At 66.0% G+C, this 17,273-nt stretch carries 16 protein-coding genes; 12 read left to right on the top strand and 4 right to left on the bottom strand.

Annotated features, from left to right (window positions below):
* Positions 1 to 170 precede the first annotated feature (170 nt).
* The 5 genes from BBA01S_RS20765 (at position 171) to BBA01S_RS20745 (ending at position 5,248) form a co-directional block, all read left to right on the top strand.
* Positions 171 to 1,196 carry a 2-keto-3-deoxygluconate permease gene (locus BBA01S_RS20765; RefSeq protein WP_027818145.1) on the top strand — a complete coding sequence of 342 codons (1,026 nt, stop codon included), beginning with the start codon at positions 171 to 173 and terminating at the stop codon, positions 1,194 to 1,196.
* Positions 1,193 to 2,575 (top strand): four-carbon acid sugar kinase family protein, encoded by a 1,383-nt coding sequence (locus tag BBA01S_RS47885; RefSeq protein ID WP_063750557.1) that lies wholly within the window; start codon positions 1,193 to 1,195, stop codon positions 2,573 to 2,575. The genes BBA01S_RS20765 and BBA01S_RS47885 overlap by 4 nt, the downstream gene beginning before the upstream one ends.
* Before the next feature lie 69 nt (positions 2,576 to 2,644).
* Positions 2,645 to 3,643, top strand: coding sequence for a 4-hydroxythreonine-4-phosphate dehydrogenase PdxA (gene pdxA, locus BBA01S_RS47880; protein ID WP_027818144.1), 999 nt, complete (start codon positions 2,645 to 2,647; stop codon positions 3,641 to 3,643).
* An 85-nt stretch (positions 3,644 to 3,728) separates the two neighbouring features.
* On the top strand, positions 3,729 to 4,502 hold the full coding sequence (locus BBA01S_RS20750; protein ID WP_027818143.1) for a DeoR/GlpR family DNA-binding transcription regulator: 774 nt from the start codon (positions 3,729 to 3,731) through the stop codon (positions 4,500 to 4,502).
* Between the two features lie 101 nt (positions 4,503 to 4,603).
* Entirely contained in the window at positions 4,604 to 5,248 is a 645-nt protein-coding gene (locus BBA01S_RS20745; RefSeq protein WP_027818142.1) for an FMN-binding negative transcriptional regulator, read from the top strand.
* On the opposite strand, the gene BBA01S_RS20740 is transcribed toward BBA01S_RS20745, so the two are convergent.
* The 3 genes from BBA01S_RS20740 to BBA01S_RS20730 all read right to left on the bottom strand — a co-directional run bounded on the left by BBA01S_RS20740 (position 5,245) and on the right by BBA01S_RS20730 (position 10,993).
* The gene (locus BBA01S_RS20740; RefSeq protein ID WP_027818141.1) at positions 5,245 to 8,718 is read right to left on the bottom strand and encodes an AAA family ATPase; all 3,474 of its coding nucleotides are present in this window, start codon (positions 8,716 to 8,718) and stop codon (positions 5,245 to 5,247) included. The two genes, BBA01S_RS20745 and BBA01S_RS20740, sit on opposite strands and share 4 nt — an antisense overlap.
* Positions 8,715 to 9,947 carry an exonuclease subunit SbcD gene (gene sbcD / locus BBA01S_RS20735; protein WP_027818140.1) on the bottom strand — a complete coding sequence of 411 codons (1,233 nt, stop codon included), beginning with the start codon at positions 9,945 to 9,947 and terminating at the stop codon, positions 8,715 to 8,717. The genes BBA01S_RS20740 and sbcD overlap by 4 nt, the downstream gene beginning before the upstream one ends.
* A 74-nt stretch (positions 9,948 to 10,021) precedes the next feature.
* Entirely contained in the window at positions 10,022 to 10,993 is a 972-nt protein-coding gene (locus BBA01S_RS20730; protein ID WP_027818139.1) for a GlxA family transcriptional regulator, read from the bottom strand.
* 151 nt (positions 10,994 to 11,144) lie between these two features.
* Here BBA01S_RS20730 and BBA01S_RS20725 point away from each other — a divergent pair, with 151 nt between their 5' ends.
* The 5 genes from BBA01S_RS20725 to BBA01S_RS20705 all read left to right on the top strand — a co-directional run bounded on the left by BBA01S_RS20725 (position 11,145) and on the right by BBA01S_RS20705 (position 15,062).
* Complete coding sequence (locus BBA01S_RS20725) at positions 11,145 to 11,954, top strand: SDR family NAD(P)-dependent oxidoreductase (protein WP_027818138.1); 810 nt, start codon at positions 11,145 to 11,147, stop codon at positions 11,952 to 11,954.
* A 55-nt stretch (positions 11,955 to 12,009) separates the two neighbouring features.
* Entirely contained in the window at positions 12,010 to 12,771 is a 762-nt protein-coding gene (locus BBA01S_RS20720; protein ID WP_027818137.1) for an SDR family oxidoreductase, read from the top strand.
* A gap of 34 nt (positions 12,772 to 12,805) precedes the next feature.
* Entirely contained in the window at positions 12,806 to 13,219 is a 414-nt protein-coding gene (locus BBA01S_RS20715; RefSeq protein ID WP_027818136.1) for a nuclear transport factor 2 family protein, read from the top strand.
* A 27-nt stretch (positions 13,220 to 13,246) separates the two neighbouring features.
* A complete protein-coding gene (locus BBA01S_RS20710) occupies positions 13,247 to 13,969 on the top strand; it encodes a hypothetical protein (protein ID WP_027818135.1) in 723 nt (240 codons plus the stop codon).
* A gap of 133 nt (positions 13,970 to 14,102) precedes the next feature.
* Positions 14,103 to 15,062: an IclR family transcriptional regulator gene (locus tag BBA01S_RS20705; protein WP_027818134.1), complete on the top strand. Its 960-nt coding sequence runs from the start codon at positions 14,103 to 14,105 to the stop codon at positions 15,060 to 15,062.
* A gap of 16 nt (positions 15,063 to 15,078) precedes the next feature.
* On the opposite strand, the gene BBA01S_RS20700 is transcribed toward BBA01S_RS20705, so the two are convergent.
* Positions 15,079 to 16,152 (bottom strand): porin, encoded by a 1,074-nt coding sequence (locus BBA01S_RS20700; RefSeq protein ID WP_027818133.1) that lies wholly within the window; start codon positions 16,150 to 16,152, stop codon positions 15,079 to 15,081.
* Positions 16,153 to 16,623: 471 nt separating this feature from the next.
* Here BBA01S_RS20700 and BBA01S_RS20695 point away from each other — a divergent pair, with 471 nt between their 5' ends.
* Positions 16,624 to 16,938 (top strand): Rieske (2Fe-2S) protein, encoded by a 315-nt coding sequence (locus BBA01S_RS20695; RefSeq protein ID WP_027818132.1) that lies wholly within the window; start codon positions 16,624 to 16,626, stop codon positions 16,936 to 16,938.
* Between the two features lies 1 nt (position 16,939).
* Positions 16,940 to 17,251, top strand: coding sequence for a recombinase-like helix-turn-helix domain-containing protein (locus BBA01S_RS20690; protein WP_027818131.1), 312 nt, complete (start codon positions 16,940 to 16,942; stop codon positions 17,249 to 17,251).
* The last annotated feature ends 22 nt before the right edge of the window (positions 17,252 to 17,273 follow it).

The following is a 17,273-nucleotide window of genomic DNA, read 5'->3' as shown; positions in this document are numbered from 1 at the left end:
TTTTTTGATCGTTTCAATCAAATGAATGATCGAATTGCGCAATCCGTTGCGCACGTTTACACTCCGCTTTGATCGTTTCAATCAAAACAGTGAGCAAACCGATCAAATCCCCAGAGCGACCGCGCCGGTTCAAGGCGTGCGCCGATCGGAACATCATTGAGGAGACTCCCATGGCTCAACTTCCCATCAAGCGCGCGATCGAGCGCGTTCCTGGCGGCATGATGATCGTGCCGCTGCTGGCCGGTTCGCTGATCGCAACCTTCCTGCCCGGCCTGCCGAAGTTCTTCGGCTCGTTCACGAACGCACTCTTTACCGGCGCGCTGCCGATCCTCGCGGTGTTCTACGTCTGCATGGGCGCGAGCATCGACGTGAAGGCCACGCCGTACCTGATCAAGAAGGGCGGCGCGCTGTTCGCGACCAAGGTGGGCGCGGCAATCGTGGTGGGCGTCGTGATGGGCCACCTGATCGGCGAGCAGCCGATCGCTTCGGGCCTGTTCGCCGGGCTCTCCACGCTGGCCGTGGTCGCTGCGATGAACGACACCAACGGCGGCCTCTATATGGCGCTGATGGGCCAGTACGGCCGCTCGGAAGACGTGGGCGCTTACACCATCATGTCGCTGGAATCCGGGCCGTTCCTCACCATGGTCACGATGGGCGTGGCCGGGCTGTCGGCGTTTCCCTGGCAGACGCTGGTGGGCAGCATCCTGCCGCTGTGCGCGGGCATGCTGCTCGGCAACCTCGACCGCGAGATGCGCGCGTTCCTCGCGCGCGCCGTGCCGGTGATGATCCCGTTCTTCGCGCTGGCGCTGGGTGCGGGCCTTGATCTGCACAAGGTGTGGCAGGCGGGTTTGCTCGGCATTGGCCTCGGTATCGGCGTGGTGATCGTGACGGGCATTCCGTTGTATTTCGCCGATCGCGTGACGGGCGGCACGGGCGTCGCCGGTGTGGCGGCGGCCAATACGGCGGGTAACGCCGCGGCGGTGCCCGCGCTGGTCGCGGCGGCCAATCCGGTCTACGAGCACGCGGCGCAAAGCGCGACGCTGCTGGTCGCGGCCTGCGTGGTGGTGACGGCGATTGCCTCGCCGGTGCTCACGGCGTGGGTGGCGAAGCGGGCGCAGGCGCGCGATGCAAAGAAAGCGGTGAGTGGCACGCACAATCGCATGCAAAACAGCGAAGGCAAGAGGCTCGCTCCATGAAGCTGCTGATCATCGCCGACGATCTTTCGGGCGCCGCCGACTGCGCGATCGGTTTTGCGAACGCGGGCCATCGCACGGTGGTGACGCTCGACGCATCGGGCGCGGCGCAGGATGCGGCTGCGCATACATTGCCTGCTTCACACGATGCCGATGTGATCGCCGCCGACACCGACACGCGCCGCCTCACGCCCGCCGACGCGGCGCAGCGCACCGCGCAGGCGTTCGCCGCGCTGGGGCACGAACGCCGCCTCTACAAGAAGATCGATTCGACGTTGCGCGGCAACTGGGCCGCCGAAGTCGCGGCCTTGCAGGCGCGCGCGGGACTGGCGATCGTCGCCCCCGCGTTTCCGGCGACGGGCCGCACGGTGCGCGAAGGCGCGCTGCTCGTGCATGGCGTGCCGCTCGAACGCACCGACACCTGGCAGCTCGAACACGCGGGCCGCAACGCCGACATGGCCGTGATGCTGGCGGGCGCGGGCCTCAAGAGCGAGCACTTCAACGCGGCGCTGCTGCATAACGAGCCGCGGTCGCTCGCGCGCCGCGTCGCGCTGATCGAGGCAGAAGGCCCGGAAGGCGCGCAGGCGCTGATCGTCGACGCCGTGTGCGCTGAAGACCTGCGCGCGCTGGCCCGCGCGACGCTCGAACTCAGGAGCCCGTTCTTCTGGGTCGGCTCGGGCGGCCTTGCGCGCGAACTCGCGACCGTCGACGCGCCGCGCTTCGAGGTATCGAACGCTGAAGATCAAGGCGGTAGCGCGCCCGGCCCGATTCTCGTGCTGGTCGGCAGCCTGTCCGCCGTGGGCGAGCGTCAATGCGCCGTGCTGCGCGAGCGCGTAGGCCTGGCCGAACTCGTGGTGCCGCCCGACGTGCTGCGCGCGGGTTCGCAACACGAGCAATGGACGCAATGGGGCGCGCGCATTGGGGCGACCCTCGGCGCGACGCTGGGCGGCGGGCAAGACGTGCAAGCCGACCTGCTCCTGCGCATTGGCCGCGACGACGCTTTCGACCCTGCCGAAGGCGCGCATCTTTCGGCGATGCTGGCCGCGCTGGTCGCGCCGCATTTCGCGCGGCTTGGCGGACTGATCGCGACGGGCGGCGAGACCGCGCGCGCGATGCTCGACGCAGCAGGCATCGGCAGCCTGCGCCTGATTGCGGAAATCGAAGCGGGCGTCGCGGTGGCGCGTCCGCATATGAATACGCAGACGCTAGCGCGTGACAGCACGCATCGCCCGGCCGTCGTCACGAAGGCCGGCGCGTTCGGCACCGACGAAGCGTTGTACGCCGCCTGGCGCCATCTCGGCGACAAGCGTGACGACCAGCGCTACGACCAGCGCGGCGACGAAGCACCGCCGCAACAGGACACCCAACACAACCCGACATAAGCGCGCCCGGCGCGCGAGGTCTCGCAGTGAGCCGCGCGCCGACGCCAGTTCAGCACCCTTGAGGAATTTATGAGCACCTATATCCCCGTCATCGGCATCACGATGGGCGACGCCGCCGGCGTCGGCCCCGAGGTGGTCGCGAAGAGTCTCACGCACGCCAGCGTCTACGCGCAATGCCGCCCGGTCGTGATCGGCGACGCGCGCCGTCTCGAACAGGCCATCGACATCTGCGGCCTGACGCTCGCGGTGCGCCGCGTGAACGACCCGTCCGAAGCGCGCTACGAGCAGGGCACGATCGACGTGATCGACCTGGATCTGATCCCCGCCGACCTGCCCTTCGGCGAACTCTCGGCGCTCGCGGGCGACGCGGCGTACCAGTACATCGCGCGCGCGGTCGAGCTCGCGCAGGGCAAGCAGATCGACGCGATCTGCACCGCGCCGCTCAACAAGGAGGCGCTGCACGCGGGCGGCCACAAGTATCCGGGCCACACGGAAATGCTCGCGCACCTCACGGGCGTCGAGGAAGTGTCGATGATGCTGGTCGCCCCGCAACTGCGCGTGATCCACGTGACGACGCACATCGGCATCATCGACGCGATCCGCAAGATCGAGCCCGGCCTCGTGCAGCGCACGATCGAGCGCGGCAACGCCACGCTCGTGAAGGCGGGCATCGCGAAGCCGCGCATCGGCGTGTGCGGGATCAATCCGCATGCGGGCGAAAACGGCCTGTTCGGCTATGGCGAAGAGGAAGAGAAGATCATCCCGGCGGTCAAGCTGCTGCAGGAACGCGGCCTCGACGTGACCGGCCCGCTGCCCGCCGATACGCTGTTTTTCCGCGCGGGCCGCGGCGACTTCGACCTCGTGGTGGCGATGTATCACGACCAGGGCCACGGCCCCGTGAAGGTGCTGGGCCTCGAAGCGGGCGTGAACGTGACGGTGGGCCTCGAAGTGATCCGCACCTCGGTCGATCACGGCACGGCGTTCGACATCGCGGGCAAGGGCGTGGTCGACGAAGGCAGCATGCTCGAAGCGCTGCGCCAGGGCGCGGAACTGGCCACGCGCCGTTAAGCGTGTTGCGCCGATAAGGCGTGGAGGACGGGCCCGCGCCATCGTGTAAGATCGCCGGGTTCGTTCAGCCACACCCTTATTTGCAATGAAAGCATCCGACCGTCACCGCGCCATTCTCGAACTCGTGCAAACGCGCGAGGCCAACGTCGAACAGTTGACGGAGGCGCTGGGCGTGTCGGAAGCCACGATCCGCCGCGACCTGGCCGTGCTGCACAAGCAGCGCCGCCTCGTGCGCACGTACGGCGGCGCGACCGCGCTGGTGGGCGTGCACGAGCCGGAAGCCTCGCTCGAAGAGCGCAAGGCCGCGCAGCGCGAGCAGAAAGAGCTGATCGCGCTGGCCGCCGCGGCCCACGTGCGCGACGGCGACACCGTCATGCTCGACGGCGGCACCACGTGCGCCGCGCTCGCGCGCCATCTGCTCACGCGCAGCGACCTGCATGTCATCACCAACAACCTGCTGGCCGTGACGACGCTCGCGAACGCGCCGGGCATCGAAGTCACGCTGCTCGGCGGCGACCTGCGCAGCTCCAGCATGAGCACGCTCGGGCCGCTCGCAGAACTCCTGCTGTCGCGCGTGAGCGTCGATACGGCGTTCCTGGGCGCGGACGGCGTGGTCGCCGGATTCGGCCTGTGCGAAGCGAGCGCGCAACAGGCCTCGCTCAAGGACTGCATGATCCGGCGCGCGGCGCAGGTGATCGTGCTGGCGGACTCGGACAAGCTCGGCCGCGCGCGTCAGCAGCACTGGACGCCGCTGGAGCGCGACTGGCGACTCATTACGTCGGCGAGCGCGAGCGAAGACGCGCTGGCGCCGTTCCGCGCGCTGCAACGCGTCGACGTGGAGCTGGCGGGCCAGGTTTGACCCCCGGTCTGGTTCCCCGTTTGCCTGAGGCGCTGGCTCTACAACCGATCGCGCTTTAGCGCGACAATCATGGCTTCCCCACTCGCGCCCGTGGAGCCGCCATGTACGTCCCCGCCCATTTCGACGAATCCCGCCCCGACGTCCTGCACGCGCTGGTCGCGCAGCATCCGTTCGGCACGCTGGTCACGCACGGCGCGAGCGGACTGGACGCCAACCATATTCCCTTCGAACTCCTTGCGAATGAAGGTGCGCTCGGCACGCTGCATGCGCACGTGGCGCGCGCCAATCCGCTCTGGCAGGACGTAAAGGACGGCGACGAAGTGCTGGCTATTTTCCGTGCGGGCGACGCGTATATCTCACCCACGTGGTATCCCAGCAAGCACGAGACGCATCGCCAGGTGCCCACTTGGAACTACGTGGTCGTGCACGCGCATGGCCGCATCCGCATTCGCGACGACGAGAAGTTCGTGCGCGGCGTGGTCGCGCGCCTGACGCGCACGCATGAAGCGGGGGAGCCACAGCCCTGGAAAATGGGCGACGCGCCCACCGATTATCTCGACACCATGCTCAAGGCGATTGTGGGGCTGGAGATCGAAATAACGCGTCTCGTGGGCAAGCGCAAGCTCGGCCAGAACAAGGAGGCGCGCGACATTCGCGGCGCGGGTGACGCGCTCGTCGCACGCGGCGAGCAGCAGATCGGCCGCGAGATGCTCGACCATCTCGCGGGCCTTGAAAACAAGCCTTAAAGCACCAGCCGCGAATGCCCGATCCCGCCGCCTTTCTCGACGCGGATCTGCGTGGCGATGCGCTCCTTGAGCCCTTCTACGTGGCTGATCACGCCGATCATCTTGCCGCTCGCGTTGAGCGTATCGAGCGCGTCCAGCGCGATTTCGAGCGTATCGCCGTCGAGCGTGCCGAAGCCTTCGTCGAGGAACAGCGAATCGATCGACGTCTTGTGGCTCACGAGATCCGATAGCGCGAGCGCCAGCGCGAGACTCACGAGGAAGCTCTCGCCGCCCGAGAGCGTGCGCGTGTCGCGCGTGGCGTCCGCCTGCCAGCCATCGACGATTTCCAGTTCCAGTTCGCCCGTCGATTTGCGGCGCAGCAGGTAGCGCGCGTGCAGGCGGTCGAGATGCCGGTTCGCGAGCGCGAGCAGGTGATCGAGCGTGAGGCCCTGCGCGAAGCGGCGGAACTTGTCGCCCTTCGCCGATCCGATCAGCGAATCGAGCCGTTGCCAGAGATCGGCGTCCTGCGACTGGGCTTCGATCTGCTCGAACAGCGCGCGCTGGCTGTCGCGTTGCTGCGCGTCGCGCGTCAACAACCCGCGTTGATGGCCCAGGCGTTCGTTGAGCGCCGCGCTTTCTTTTTCCAGCACATCGAGCTGGGCCTCCAGCGCTTCTAGCGTGGCGTCGGTCTGCACGGGCGGCTCGGCGGCTTGCAGGGTCGCGAGCTTGCCGCGTGCGCTTTGCAGCAGTGCGCTGGCGGTCTGCTTGTCCTGTTCGCGCTGCTGCTTGAGGCTTTGCAGGCGCTTGCGTTCGTCCGCCGGGAGCAGGGCTTCCAGAAAGCGCGCTTGATCGGCGAACGGGCTTTGCGCGAGCGCGGCTTGCCACGTCCTGGTCGCCTCTTCGAAGGCCGCACGCTGTTGCGCGAGCGTACGGTCGAGATGCGCGAGCTGGCCGTCGAGCGCGGCGAGTTCACGCGTCAGCGCATCGGCGCGCAAGGCGCTTGCTCCGAAATCTTCCGGCGACGCGTCGCCATCTTCTTCCTCGTTATCGAACAGGGACGCCGTGAGGCTGGCGCGCGCCGTCTCCACGCCGATGCTCGCGCATCGTTCGCGCCAGATATTCGACTGCGCGCGGGCGGCCTCGCACAGGCCGCGCTGGCGCACGAGCGCCTGCCCGAGCGCGTGCAGACGTTGTTGCGTTTGCTGCCACTGCCGCCATTCGGCGTCGCGTACGGCGAGCCAGTCCGCGGCTTCTTCGGGCAGGTCGTCGAGTGCATAGCCGCTCGCACGCAGCGTGTCGAGCAGGCTGGCGGATTCGTCGTCGTGTGCGACTTGCAGCGCGGCGCGTTCGCGGCCGATGTCTTCGCTGCGCTCCTGGAGGCTTTTGAGCGACTGTTCGAGCAGGTCGGCGCGGGCGCGTGCGGCGGCCAGCGCGTCGGCGCAACGCGTGCTGGCTTCGCGCGCACGGGTGAGCGCGGCTTCGGCCTCTTCGGCGGTGTCGAGGTGGTGCTTGAGTCGCTGCGCGGCCTGATTCGCGGACTCGCGTGCGGCGGCCAGCGCATCTTCGCGTTGCCATGCATCGGCATCGAGCGTGGGCACGCCAAGCGCCGCTACCAGCGCATCCCATTCCTCGCGATTCTGGGCGCTGCGCGCGGCCAGTTTTTCGTGCTGCGCGCGTTGCTGCGCAAGCGTCGCCTGGAGCGCCGAAAGCGCTTGCCCGGCCGCGCTCAATTGCTGCGCACAGGTCTGCAACTCCGCGCGCGCCGCTTGCAGCGCCGCCTGCGTTGCGGACTCATCCAGCGCGCGATAGGCCTCGATTGCCGGATGTTCATGCGAGCCACACAACGGACAGGCCTCGCCAGCCTGCAATTGCGCGCGATGTTGCGCGAGGCTGCGAATCACCTGCTCCTGTTCGAGCAGCTTCTGCTTGTCGTCCACGCGCGCCTGCAATTGCGTATGCGATTGCTGGAGTGTTTGCGCTTGCGCTGCCTGAGCGTCGATGTCGCTTTGCGTGCGCGTGAGCGTTGCGGCGAGCGCCTGTTCTTCATCGGCGAGTGCGCGTCGACGCCCGGCGATGGTTTCCAGCTGCTGCCAGCGCGCGAACGTCGCCTGGCCCGCATGCCACGTCTCGCGCATCTGTGCGAGCGTTTGTCCCGCCAGGCGCGTTTGCTGCGCCACTTGAAGCGTTTGCAGGCTGGCGTCCGCTTCCGCTTTCGCATGCCCGGCAGCGCTGAGCGTCGCCGCGTGCTGTTCACGCTGCGCGCGCTGTTCGTTTTGCTGCCGCTCGATGTCGCCAAGCTGCTTCGCACGCGCGGCCAGATCGGCAGCCATGCGCTTGCGCTGTTCGAACTGCTGACGCCACGCGCCGATGCGCTCGCCAAGCTGGGCGAGATGGCGATTCGACGTGCAGTAAGTATCGAGACTGCGCTGCTCGCCTTCGAGTTTCGCGAGGTGCGTGTCGCCGTCCCGCACGATGCGCGCGGCGAGCGTAGCGGTCGCGCCATATTGCTCGCGTTGCGCGGCAAGACGCTCCGCGCGGTCGCGTCGCAGCGTGGCGAGTTCGGTCTCCGACTGTCGGCAAGCGGCGTCGCTTTGCTGCACGACCAGGTGCGCCGGGCGCAGCGCCTCGGCAGGCTCGCTTGCGGCAAGCTTTGCCAGTTCCGGCGCGGCGGCGTCGAGCGCGGCGGCGGCCGTGGCCTCGCGCGCCAGCGCCGCTTGCGTATCCGCTTGCGCCTGCGTGAGGTCGCGTCGCCATTGCCGTTGCGCGTGCAACGTTTTTGTCTGCGCATTGCCTGCGTTCAACTGACCCGTCAGCGCGACGATGTCCTGCTCGATCGCCGCGCGCTGCTCGGCATCGAGCAGTTCCATGCCTTCGGCTTTCGCGCGCAGTTGCTTGAGTGCGTCGCGCGCCTGCGCCGCACGTTCGAACACGCGGCGCGAGATCTCGCCGTAGATCTCCGTGCCGGTCAGCTCTTCCAGCAATTCCGCGCGGTCGTTGGCCGTGGCGTTGAGGAACGCGGCAAAGCCCCCTTGCGCCAACAGCATCGAGCGCGTGAAGCGCGGAAAATCCAGCCGCGTAATCTCGGTCACGCGCCGCAGCTTCTCGCCGATATGCGTGGTGAGGATGGTGCCGTCGCCGGTCGCGAGTTCGACCTTGGGCTGCTGCAATGCGCCGTCCACCTTGTCGCGCGCGCGGCGCTGGCTCCAGAACGCGCGGAACACTTCCCCCTTCACTTCGAACACGACTTCGGCCAGGCAGTCCGCCGTGTGGCGCGTCATGATGTCGTTCGCGCTCGCCGAAAGCGTCTTCAAACGCGGCGTCTCGTGATACAGCGCGAGACAGATCGCATCGAGCAGCGTCGACTTGCCGGCGCCGGTCGGCCCGGTAATGGCGAACAGGCCGTTGTCGGAAAAGGGCGGCTTCGTAAAGTCGATGTGCCACTCGCCCTTGAGCGAGTTGAGGTTCTTCAGGCGCAGGCTGTGGATCTTCATGCCTCGCCCTCCACGGTCGAAGCGACCACGGCTTTATAGCGCGCCGTAAGCGCATCGCGTATCCCGTCGTCGAGCGTCTCATGCGCAAGACGGCGCGCGAACACATCGAGCGGATCGAGTTCGTCGAGCGTCACGCCCGCATCGGCGCTCAGTTGCGCCTGGCTATTGCCGCGCTCGCGGCGGATGCGCAGCACTTCGACCGGCAGGCCTTCGGTCAGCGTCTGGATGCGCGCGGGCAGGTCGGCGAGATAGTCGTCATCGGCGACGGTCACTTCGATCCACACGGGGCGCTCGGGCGACGCGTCTTTCGCGGCGTTCGCGAACGCATCGGGCAGCGTCTTGAGATTGCCCTTGAGCGCGACCATCGGCTGGAGCACCGGGACGGGCAGCGGCGTGACGCTGGCGAGTCCCGCTTCGCCCAGTTCGACCAGCAGCATTTCCTTTTGCTGCGTCGCTTCGTCGAAGCTCAAGGCAATCGGCGAGCCGCTATAGCGGATATGCGCAAGGCCGCCCACTCTCTGCGGCCGATGAATATGGCCGAGCGCGACGTAATCGACCGGCGGAAACGCGCTGGTGGGAAATGCTTCGAGCGCGCCCACATAGATCTCGCGCACGGACTCGCTCGCACTGGCGCCCACCGTCGTGAGATGGCCCGTTGCGATCAGCGGCACGGGGTGGCCGAGTTCGGCTTCAAGCGCCTTGCGCCGCGCGTCGGCGGCTGCGAAAACCGCTTGATAATAGGCCTGGATCGCAAGCTGCAGGTTTTGCTGCTTCTGCTCGGCGCTCTGGCCGAACTCGCTTTGCATCACGTCGCGCGTGCGAATGAACGGCACCGCGCAGACCACGCAACCCGGCTTGGCCTGCCCGCGCTGCGGCAGCACGCGCACTTGCGCCTCGGGCGCATCGGCGTGCGGCACGACGCGTGCAGACAGACGCTCCAGCAAGGCGCTGCTTTCGCGCAGCGTCGCCACGGAATCGTGATTGCCGCCAAGCAGGAGCAGCGCCACGCCCGCCGCATGCAGCTTCACCACGAGGTCGCTATACAGCTCGCGTGCGTAGCTGGGCGGCGTGCCGGTATCGAAGATATCGCCTGCGATCAGCACGGCGTCGACGGCGTGCGCGTCGACCTGGGCCACGAGCCAGTCGATCAGTTGCCGATGCTCGGCCTGACGGCTCTTGCCCATGAAGTTCTGGCCCAGATGCCAGTCCGAGGTGTGGAGAATACGCATGAGGGGTGAGGCGGGGTTCGTTCTAGTGTGGGGCGCGGCGCGCGCGAGTCCTGCGATTGTAGTGCAGCGCGCCGCTACGCCGGCTGCGTTTCGCCGCCGCGCACCTCCGTGCGCGCTTCGCGACGCACCGCTTGCGGCGGAATGCCGAAGCCACGCACGAACGCCTCGCGCAGGTGGCGGCGGTCGCGAAAGCCGGTCTCCTTCGCGATCACTTCGAGGGGATGGCGGCTTTGCTCGATCATCAGCCGCGCGGCCTCCAGCCGCAGCCCTTCGATGGCCCTCGCCGGCGACTGGCCGGTTTCCAGCGTGAACACGCGGCTGAACTGGCGCGGGCTCAGATGCACGCGCTCGGCAAGTTCTTCCACGGTGAGCGAGCCGTGCAGGTTCTGGCGCGCGTAGTTGAGCGCGTTCTGGATGCGATCCGATTTAGGCGCGAGATCGAGCATTTCCGAATGCTGCGACTGGCCGCCCGCGCGGCGCTGGTGCATCACGAGCTTGTGGGCGACGGAACGCGCGATATCGGCGCCCAGGTCTTTTTCCACCATCGCGAGCGCCAGGTCGAGCCCCGCCGTCATGCCCGCCGAAGTCCAGATCGGCCCATCGACGATATAGATGCGGTCTTCTTCGACACGGATGTCCGGAAAGCGCTTTTGCATTTCGCGCCCATAAAACCAGTGCGTGGTGGCGCGGCGCTCCGCTAGCAGTCCCGCACTTGCCAGCACGAACGCACCGGTGCAGATCCCGGCGATGCGACGCGCGCGTGGCGCGGTCTTGCGCAGGAACGCCAGGATGGGCGCGGGCGGCGGCTCGATGAGCGGGTCGTTGACGCCCGCGACGATCCACGTATCGACGTCGATGCGCCCACGCAGCGCGCGCGTGCCGACCGGGATGTTCAGCGACGAGCGCACCTCGCCGCCCTCCGGCGAAAACGTTTCGAGCTTGTAGAAGTCCTGGCCTGCCGTCAGGTTGGCGTGCTCGAACACCGATTGGGGGGCGAGCGTCATCATCTGGAAGCCGTCGCTGAGCAAAAAGCCGATTCGATGCATGTCCGTTCCCCGGTCGTCCGATGTCCGAAATCATACCCAAATACGTCATTTCCGTCGCGCGGCGAAATCGCCAGAATGCATTCACGGCATCAGCGTATTCCACCCCCGCAAAACGCGGACGACACGGACAACACCGAAACGGAGTCACATCATGGCACAGGCATTCAATCAGGAACATGCAGGTACGGCCCTCATTACGGGCGCATCGTCGGGCATCGGCGCGGTCTATGCCGAGCGTCTCGCCCAGCGCGGTTACGACCTGATCCTGGTCGCCCGCAACCGCGAGCGCCTGGTCGCGCTGGCCGACCGCATCACGACGCAGACGCATCGCAGCGTCGAAATCGTCGCCGCCGATCTCAATGACCGCGCGGATCTGGCCAGTGTGGAAGCGAAGCTCAAGGAAGACGCCAGCATCACGCTGCTCGTCAACAACGCGGGCGTGGGCACGCACACGCCGCTGCTGGACAGCGACGTGGACGCCATGTCGCGCCTGATCGACCTGAACGTGGGCGCGCTCACGCGTCTGACGTATGCGGCGGTGCCGGGGTTCGTCGCGCGCGGCAAGGGCGCGGTCGTCAATATTTCGTCGATCGTGGCCATTTCGCCGGAAACGCTCAACGGCGTCTATGGCGGCAGCAAGGCCTTCGTGCTGGCTTTCAGCCAGTCGCTGCATCACGAACTGGCGGGCAAGGGCGTGCAGGTGCAGGCCGTGTTGCCGGGCGCCACGGCCACGGACTTCTGGCAGACCGGCGGCCTGCCCGTCGAGCACCTGCCGCAAGAGATCGTGATGTCCGCGCAGGACATGGTGGATGCGGCGCTCAAGGGCTTCGAGCGCGGCGAACTCGTGACGATTCCGTCGCTGCATGCAGGCGAGGAATGGGACGCCTACGAGGCCGCGCGCCGCACGATGGCCCCGCATCTGTCGAACAAGACCCCCGCAAGCCGCTATACGGCTGCTTGAGAAAAACGCTGCTTTGCATCGCTGTCAGTCATTCATTTGATAAGGATATCGAATCATGAAGCTCACTGGAAACACCGTATTCATCACGGGCGGCACTTCGGGCATTGGCCGCGCACTCGCCGAAGCGCTGAGCGCACGCGGCAACAAGGTGATCGTAGCGGGGCGGCGCAAGGCGCTGCTCGAAGAGATCACGAAGCAGAACCCGGACGTCGACACGGTCGAACTCGACATTGGCAATGCCCAGCAGATTCGCGAGGTGGCGCAGCAACTGATCGCGCGCTATCCGTCGCTGAACGTGGTCATCAACAACGCGGGCATCATGCCTTTCGACGATGCGGGCGGCGCGCTGGACGACGCAGCGGCAGTGCAGCTCGTGGAAACCAACCTGCTGGGCCCGGTGCGCGTGAGCGCGGCTTTCGTCGAGCATCTCAAGCGCCAGCCCGAGTCGTGGATCATCAATAACAGCTCGGTGCTTGCTTACGTGCCGCTTGCGGCGACGGCGCTGTATTCGGCGACGAAGGCGGCGATCCACTCGTATTCGCTCTCGCAGCGCTTCGTGTTGCGCAACACCAGCGTGCGCGTGCTGGAAATCGCGCCGCCGTGGGTCGATACCGACCTCGTGCGCAAGAGCGGCGACCCGCGCGCCATGCCGCTCGATGCGTTTATCACGCAGACGCTGGAGCGCCTGGAGACGGCCACCACCGAAGTCGTCGTGGACGGCGCAAAACCGATGCGTGACAACGCGGGCCCGAACGAACACGCGTTCGTGGAGCAGTTCAACCAGTACATCGTCGATAACCCGATCCCGGTCGAATAACGGCCCGGCGTCGTGCAGTGAAGGAGTCAATGTCATGACCGCAACAATCGAAGCGCAGAACACGGCCCTCGTGCTGGAAGCGCTGGACACCCTGTTCAACCGCAAGGACTACGCAAAAGCGGCGCAGTTCTGGGCTGAAGACTATGTGCAGCACAGCCGCCACGTGCCGGCTGGCCGCGAAGGTCTGTTCGGCCTCGTGCGCGCGATGGGCGACGTGCGCTTCGAGTACAGCCGGATCATCGCGAAGGACGACTTCGTCTGGCTGCATAGCCGTTACACGAGTTCGGCGACCCCGGCCCCGCTGATCGCGATAGACATCCTGCGTATCGAGGACGGCAAGCTCGTCGAGCACTGGGACGTGCTGCAGGAAGAGGCGACGCGCGCCGAATCCGCAGGCGGTCACCCGATGTTCGGCGAGCGGTTCGCCGACGAGAAGTCAGGCTTCTGAAGCCGTTTTTGTAGTGAGGAACACACGATGAGCACATTGCTCGAACAGGCGGTGCAGGCGCACGGCGGCATCGACAACTGGTCGCGGTTTGGCCGCATGACGGCCGAACTCGACATAGGCGGAGCGATCTGGCCTCACAAGGGCCAGCAAGGCCTGCTTGAAGATATCGGAATGACGATGGATCTGCGCAATCAGCACGTCGATATCGTTTCACGGCAGCAGGCGTGGCGCGGCATGTTCGAGCCGCAGAAGGTGAGCATCGTGTCGCCCGATGGCGCAACTGAGGAGCGGCGCGAGCCGCGCGCCTCGTTCGCGGGCCATGTCCATACGACGCCCTGGGATCGTCTGCACACGCTGTATTTTTCGGGTTACGCGCTCTGGACGTATCTGACGACGCCGTTTCTGTTCACCGCGCCAGGCTTTCAAACCGAAGAGCTGCCTGAATGGCGCGAGAACGGCGAGACCTGGCGTCGGCTCAAAGTTGTCTTTCCCGAATGGATCGCGACGCATGGCCGCGAACAGCTTTTCTATTTCGGCCCGGACGGCCTGCTGCGCCGTCACGACTATACGGTCGACGTGATGGGGGGCGCGCAGGGCGCGAATTATGCGTCGAACTATCGCAACGTGCGCGGCATCATCGTGCCGATGTCGCGCCGTGTCTACGCCTACGACGAACAGCGTCGCAAGGTGGAGGAGCCGCTGCTGGTGACAATCGACATGCGCAGCGTGGATTTCGAGCCCGCCACTTGATGCAGCAATCCGGCTTGCTCCGGGCAAGCCAGCACCGGCTGAATTCTGTCTCGTAGGGTGGGGGCGTCGCTTCGCGTTATCATTGCCCCCATCACCGAACGGTCTAACAGATTCAAGCAGGTTCCTGCCGCCAATGGCCACCAAAAATACGACTGGCGCACGCCGTAGCGCGGCGCCGGGCAAGCGCGACGCGCTGCCTGCCGAGGAGACACAAGCCGCCCACGCGGACATCGAAGCCGACGAAGAGGGCGGCGGCGCTTCCACCTATCTCGTGCCGGGGCTCGAACGCGGCCTGCGCATCCTGGCCGAATTCTCGGCGCGCGAGCCGGTGCTGGGCGCGCCCGAACTGTCGCGGCGCATCGGCATTCCGCGCACCACCACGTTCCGCCTGCTGCAGACGCTCGAAGCGCTGGGCTTCATCGAGCGCGCCAATGGCGACCGCCAGTATCGCCTGAGCGTGGCGGTGCTGCGGCTGGGGTTCGAATACCTGAGTTCGCTGGAACTGACCGACTTCGGCACGCCGGTGCTGGAGCGCCTGCGCGACGCGACCGGCCTGAGCACGCATCTGCTGATCCGCGACCAGCGCGACGTGGTGTTTGTCGCCAAGGCGCAGACGCGCGAGCCGATGTTCAGCTCCGTGAAAGTGCATGTGGGCACGCGTCTGCCCGCGCACGCCACGGTGCACGGCCAGGTGCTGATGGGCGACCTCTCGCTCGTCGAGCTGCGCGCGCTGTATCCCGAGAAACAACTGGAGCGTTACACCGAGCGCACGCCCGCCACCGTCGCCGATCTCTACGCGCGCGTGCGCGAGTTCGCGGAGCAGGGCTACGCGCTCAGCGAAGCGTCGTTCGAAACGGGGATCTCGGTCGTGAGCGCGCCGGTGCGCGACCAGTCGGGCCGCATCGTTGCGGCGCTGACCGCGACGGTGCCGCGCTCGGATATCGGCGACGTCGAACGCATGCCGCTCGTGTCTGCCGTTTGCGCAGCGGCGATGGATCTGTCCGCGTGCCTGAACTACCGGCCGCTGCCGGGCGACCCGACCGCGGCCCAGGCCGCACAGGCTGCACAACGGCGCAGCCTGCACGGCGCCTGACGTTACACGCTACACGTCAGAACGAGTGGTGAATGCCGGTGAGCACGATGGTCTGGTTGCGCCCGCTCGACACGCCCGCCGTGAAGAACGCCGCATTGGCGTTCGAATTGGCGTGCTCGTAGAGCGCGTTCACATAGACCTGCGTGCTCTTCGAGAGCGCATACACGTCGCCGATCATTACCTGCGTCCAGCGGCGGCCCGATAGCGTCGTGGTGGCCGCGCCGCCCACGATGCTGTTGGCCGTCGTGACCTGGTAATTCGCGCCCGCATCGTAGCTCTGGAACGTATCCGAATAGCCGTTCGATTGCAGCTTCGTGCGCGTGTACAGGCCGTGCACCAGCACCTTGCCGAACGCATACGACGCGCCGATTCCCATGTTCTCCACCTTGCTGGCCACATACGTGGCGGCAGCCTGGCCCTGGAAGGTCGTGAGCCCCGTGGTCGACATCGACACCGTGCGGTCGTGCTCGTTCGACCACGTCGCGCCGGCCTTGAACGGGCCGTTCGCATAACTGAGTGAAAAGCTCATCGTGCGGCCCGTCGAGAAGTTCGACGTATTGCCGAGGCCCAGCATCGCCCCCGCCGTGAATCCATAGAACTCAGGAGAACGGTATTTCACCGAGTTGTCGTAGGGCACGACGCCGGTATCCGCGAGTTCGTCGATATTGCCGGGGTGGAACGCATACCAGCTCGCCGCGAGATAGGCCGTGCTGAACGGGTCGAGCACGTCGAACGAGAACGGCGTCTGGTGGCCGAACGTGAGCGTGCCGAACTGATCCGAACTCAGGCCCACGTACGCCTGGCGGTTGAACAGCGTATTGGCCTTCGCCATCGCGCCGGTGTTCGTATAGAAGCCGTTTTCCAGCTGGAAGATCGCCTTCAGGCCGCCGCCCAGGTCCTCACGGCCGCGCAGGCCCCAGCGGTCGGGCTGCATATTGCCCTGTTCTTCCATCCACTTCGAATGGCCACCCACGTTGCTGACGTAGGCCACGCCTGCATCCAGGCTGCCGTATAGCGTGACGCTGCTTTGCGCCCATGCAGACGAGACGGCGCAGATGCCCGTCAACCCCGCGGCAATGAAGTGCTTCAACTTTGGACTCCTGATCGTATGACGAAAGGCCGGACGCGAATCCGGCTCAGCTAACCCCTCACCTTCGGCACGACTCACGGCGCGGCGCGCTTCTGATGACTGATGGCGCGCTTCGCAACCCGTGTTGCTACCCGCATCGCATCTATTTGTTCCATATATGGATAGATGTGCTGCCTATGGAAAGTATAGTGATTCCTATGGGACGCCAAAATACTTTTCTGGGACGGTAGTTGCCCCAGGTGCGGCATTGGCCGATCGCTGCGATTACGCGCGTAACGTCTTGCTGGACAAGCGTTTAGGCAACCTTGTGAATACGCGCTGCGACCTTGTTCAAGACCTTTTCGGGAAACGCTCGGTGTTTTCCCCAGGGTCGTCGGATTTTTATTTTGTCCATGCGCCACGACTCCTATAATGACCATACATAAACTAATGTTCCGTATGTGGAACACGGTTGATCGGGAAAGGTGAGAAATGGCTGAAGAATGGCGCTGCGCCGGGCATGCCGGCGATCTGTCCGAAGACACTCCGGTCGAGTTCAAGCTCGATGACACGGAGATCGGCATTTATAAGGTGGGCGACGAGGTCTACGCGCTCGAAAACGTGTGCCCGCACGCGTATGCGCTGCTGACGCAAGGCTTCGTCGACGAAGGCACGGTTGAATGTCCGTTGCACGAAGCCGTGTTCGACATCAAGACCGGCCAGTGCATCAAGGGCCCGGGCGGCCGCGCGCTCAAGCAATACGCCGTGCGCCTCGCCGGCGAAGAAATCCAGATCAAGGTGGAATGACATGCGAGAAATCCCCGTGAATTTCAATCCGATGCTCAAGCCGTGGCTTGCGCCGCAACCGAACAACGTCGCCGGCAAGGGCGTGATCGAGCAGCCGGGCCAGCAGGAAAACATGGTCTGGCAAAACCGCAAGGCCGAGCCGACGCAGTATGAAAACGACTTCGGCGATGCACTGGAACAAGTGTTCGAAGCGGGCGCCGTCGAACTCGACGACGTGGTCGCGGGCCTGAACCGCATTGGCTTCCGCACGCCGGAAGGCACGCCCTGGAACGCCGAGCGCCTCGCCGCCGAATTCCGCCTGCTCGCCGACTAAGCGGCGCACGGACACCCCGAAC

Origin of the sequence: Paraburkholderia bannensis NBRC 103871 (assembly GCF_000685015.1) — a bacterium.
GTDB classification, from domain to species: Bacteria; Pseudomonadota; Gammaproteobacteria; order Burkholderiales; family Burkholderiaceae; genus Paraburkholderia; species Paraburkholderia bannensis.
Note: the sequence above shows the minus strand (reverse complement) of the source record. Positions and strands in the feature narration are given on the sequence as shown.

What these genes read in the sequence shown, in the direction of transcription:
- sbcD (WP_027818140.1), bottom strand. Translation starts at nt 9,947, where the DNA reads ATGCGTATTCTCCACACCTCGGACTGGCATCTGGGCCAGAACTTCATG.
- BBA01S_RS20720 (WP_027818137.1), top strand. Translation starts at nt 12,010, where the DNA reads ATGAAGCTCACTGGAAACACCGTATTCATCACGGGCGGCACTTCGGGC.
- BBA01S_RS47885 (WP_063750557.1), top strand. Translation starts at nt 1,193, where the DNA reads ATGAAGCTGCTGATCATCGCCGACGATCTTTCGGGCGCCGCCGACTGC.
- BBA01S_RS20765 (WP_027818145.1), top strand. Translation starts at nt 171, where the DNA reads ATGGCTCAACTTCCCATCAAGCGCGCGATCGAGCGCGTTCCTGGCGGC.
- BBA01S_RS20750 (WP_027818143.1), top strand. Translation starts at nt 3,729, where the DNA reads ATGAAAGCATCCGACCGTCACCGCGCCATTCTCGAACTCGTGCAAACG.
- pdxA (WP_027818144.1), top strand. Translation starts at nt 2,645, where the DNA reads ATGAGCACCTATATCCCCGTCATCGGCATCACGATGGGCGACGCCGCC.
- BBA01S_RS20705 (WP_027818134.1), top strand. Translation starts at nt 14,103, where the DNA reads ATGGCCACCAAAAATACGACTGGCGCACGCCGTAGCGCGGCGCCGGGC.
- BBA01S_RS20740 (WP_027818141.1), bottom strand. Translation starts at nt 8,718, where the DNA reads ATGAAGATCCACAGCCTGCGCCTGAAGAACCTCAACTCGCTCAAGGGC.
- BBA01S_RS20725 (WP_027818138.1), top strand. Translation starts at nt 11,145, where the DNA reads ATGGCACAGGCATTCAATCAGGAACATGCAGGTACGGCCCTCATTACG.
- BBA01S_RS20695 (WP_027818132.1), top strand. Translation starts at nt 16,624, where the DNA reads ATGGCTGAAGAATGGCGCTGCGCCGGGCATGCCGGCGATCTGTCCGAA.
- BBA01S_RS20715 (WP_027818136.1), top strand. Translation starts at nt 12,806, where the DNA reads ATGACCGCAACAATCGAAGCGCAGAACACGGCCCTCGTGCTGGAAGCG.
- BBA01S_RS20690 (WP_027818131.1), top strand. Translation starts at nt 16,940, where the DNA reads ATGCGAGAAATCCCCGTGAATTTCAATCCGATGCTCAAGCCGTGGCTT.
- BBA01S_RS20730 (WP_027818139.1), bottom strand. Translation starts at nt 10,993, where the DNA reads ATGCATCGAATCGGCTTTTTGCTCAGCGACGGCTTCCAGATGATGACG.
- BBA01S_RS20710 (WP_027818135.1), top strand. Translation starts at nt 13,247, where the DNA reads ATGAGCACATTGCTCGAACAGGCGGTGCAGGCGCACGGCGGCATCGAC.
- BBA01S_RS20745 (WP_027818142.1), top strand. Translation starts at nt 4,604, where the DNA reads ATGTACGTCCCCGCCCATTTCGACGAATCCCGCCCCGACGTCCTGCAC.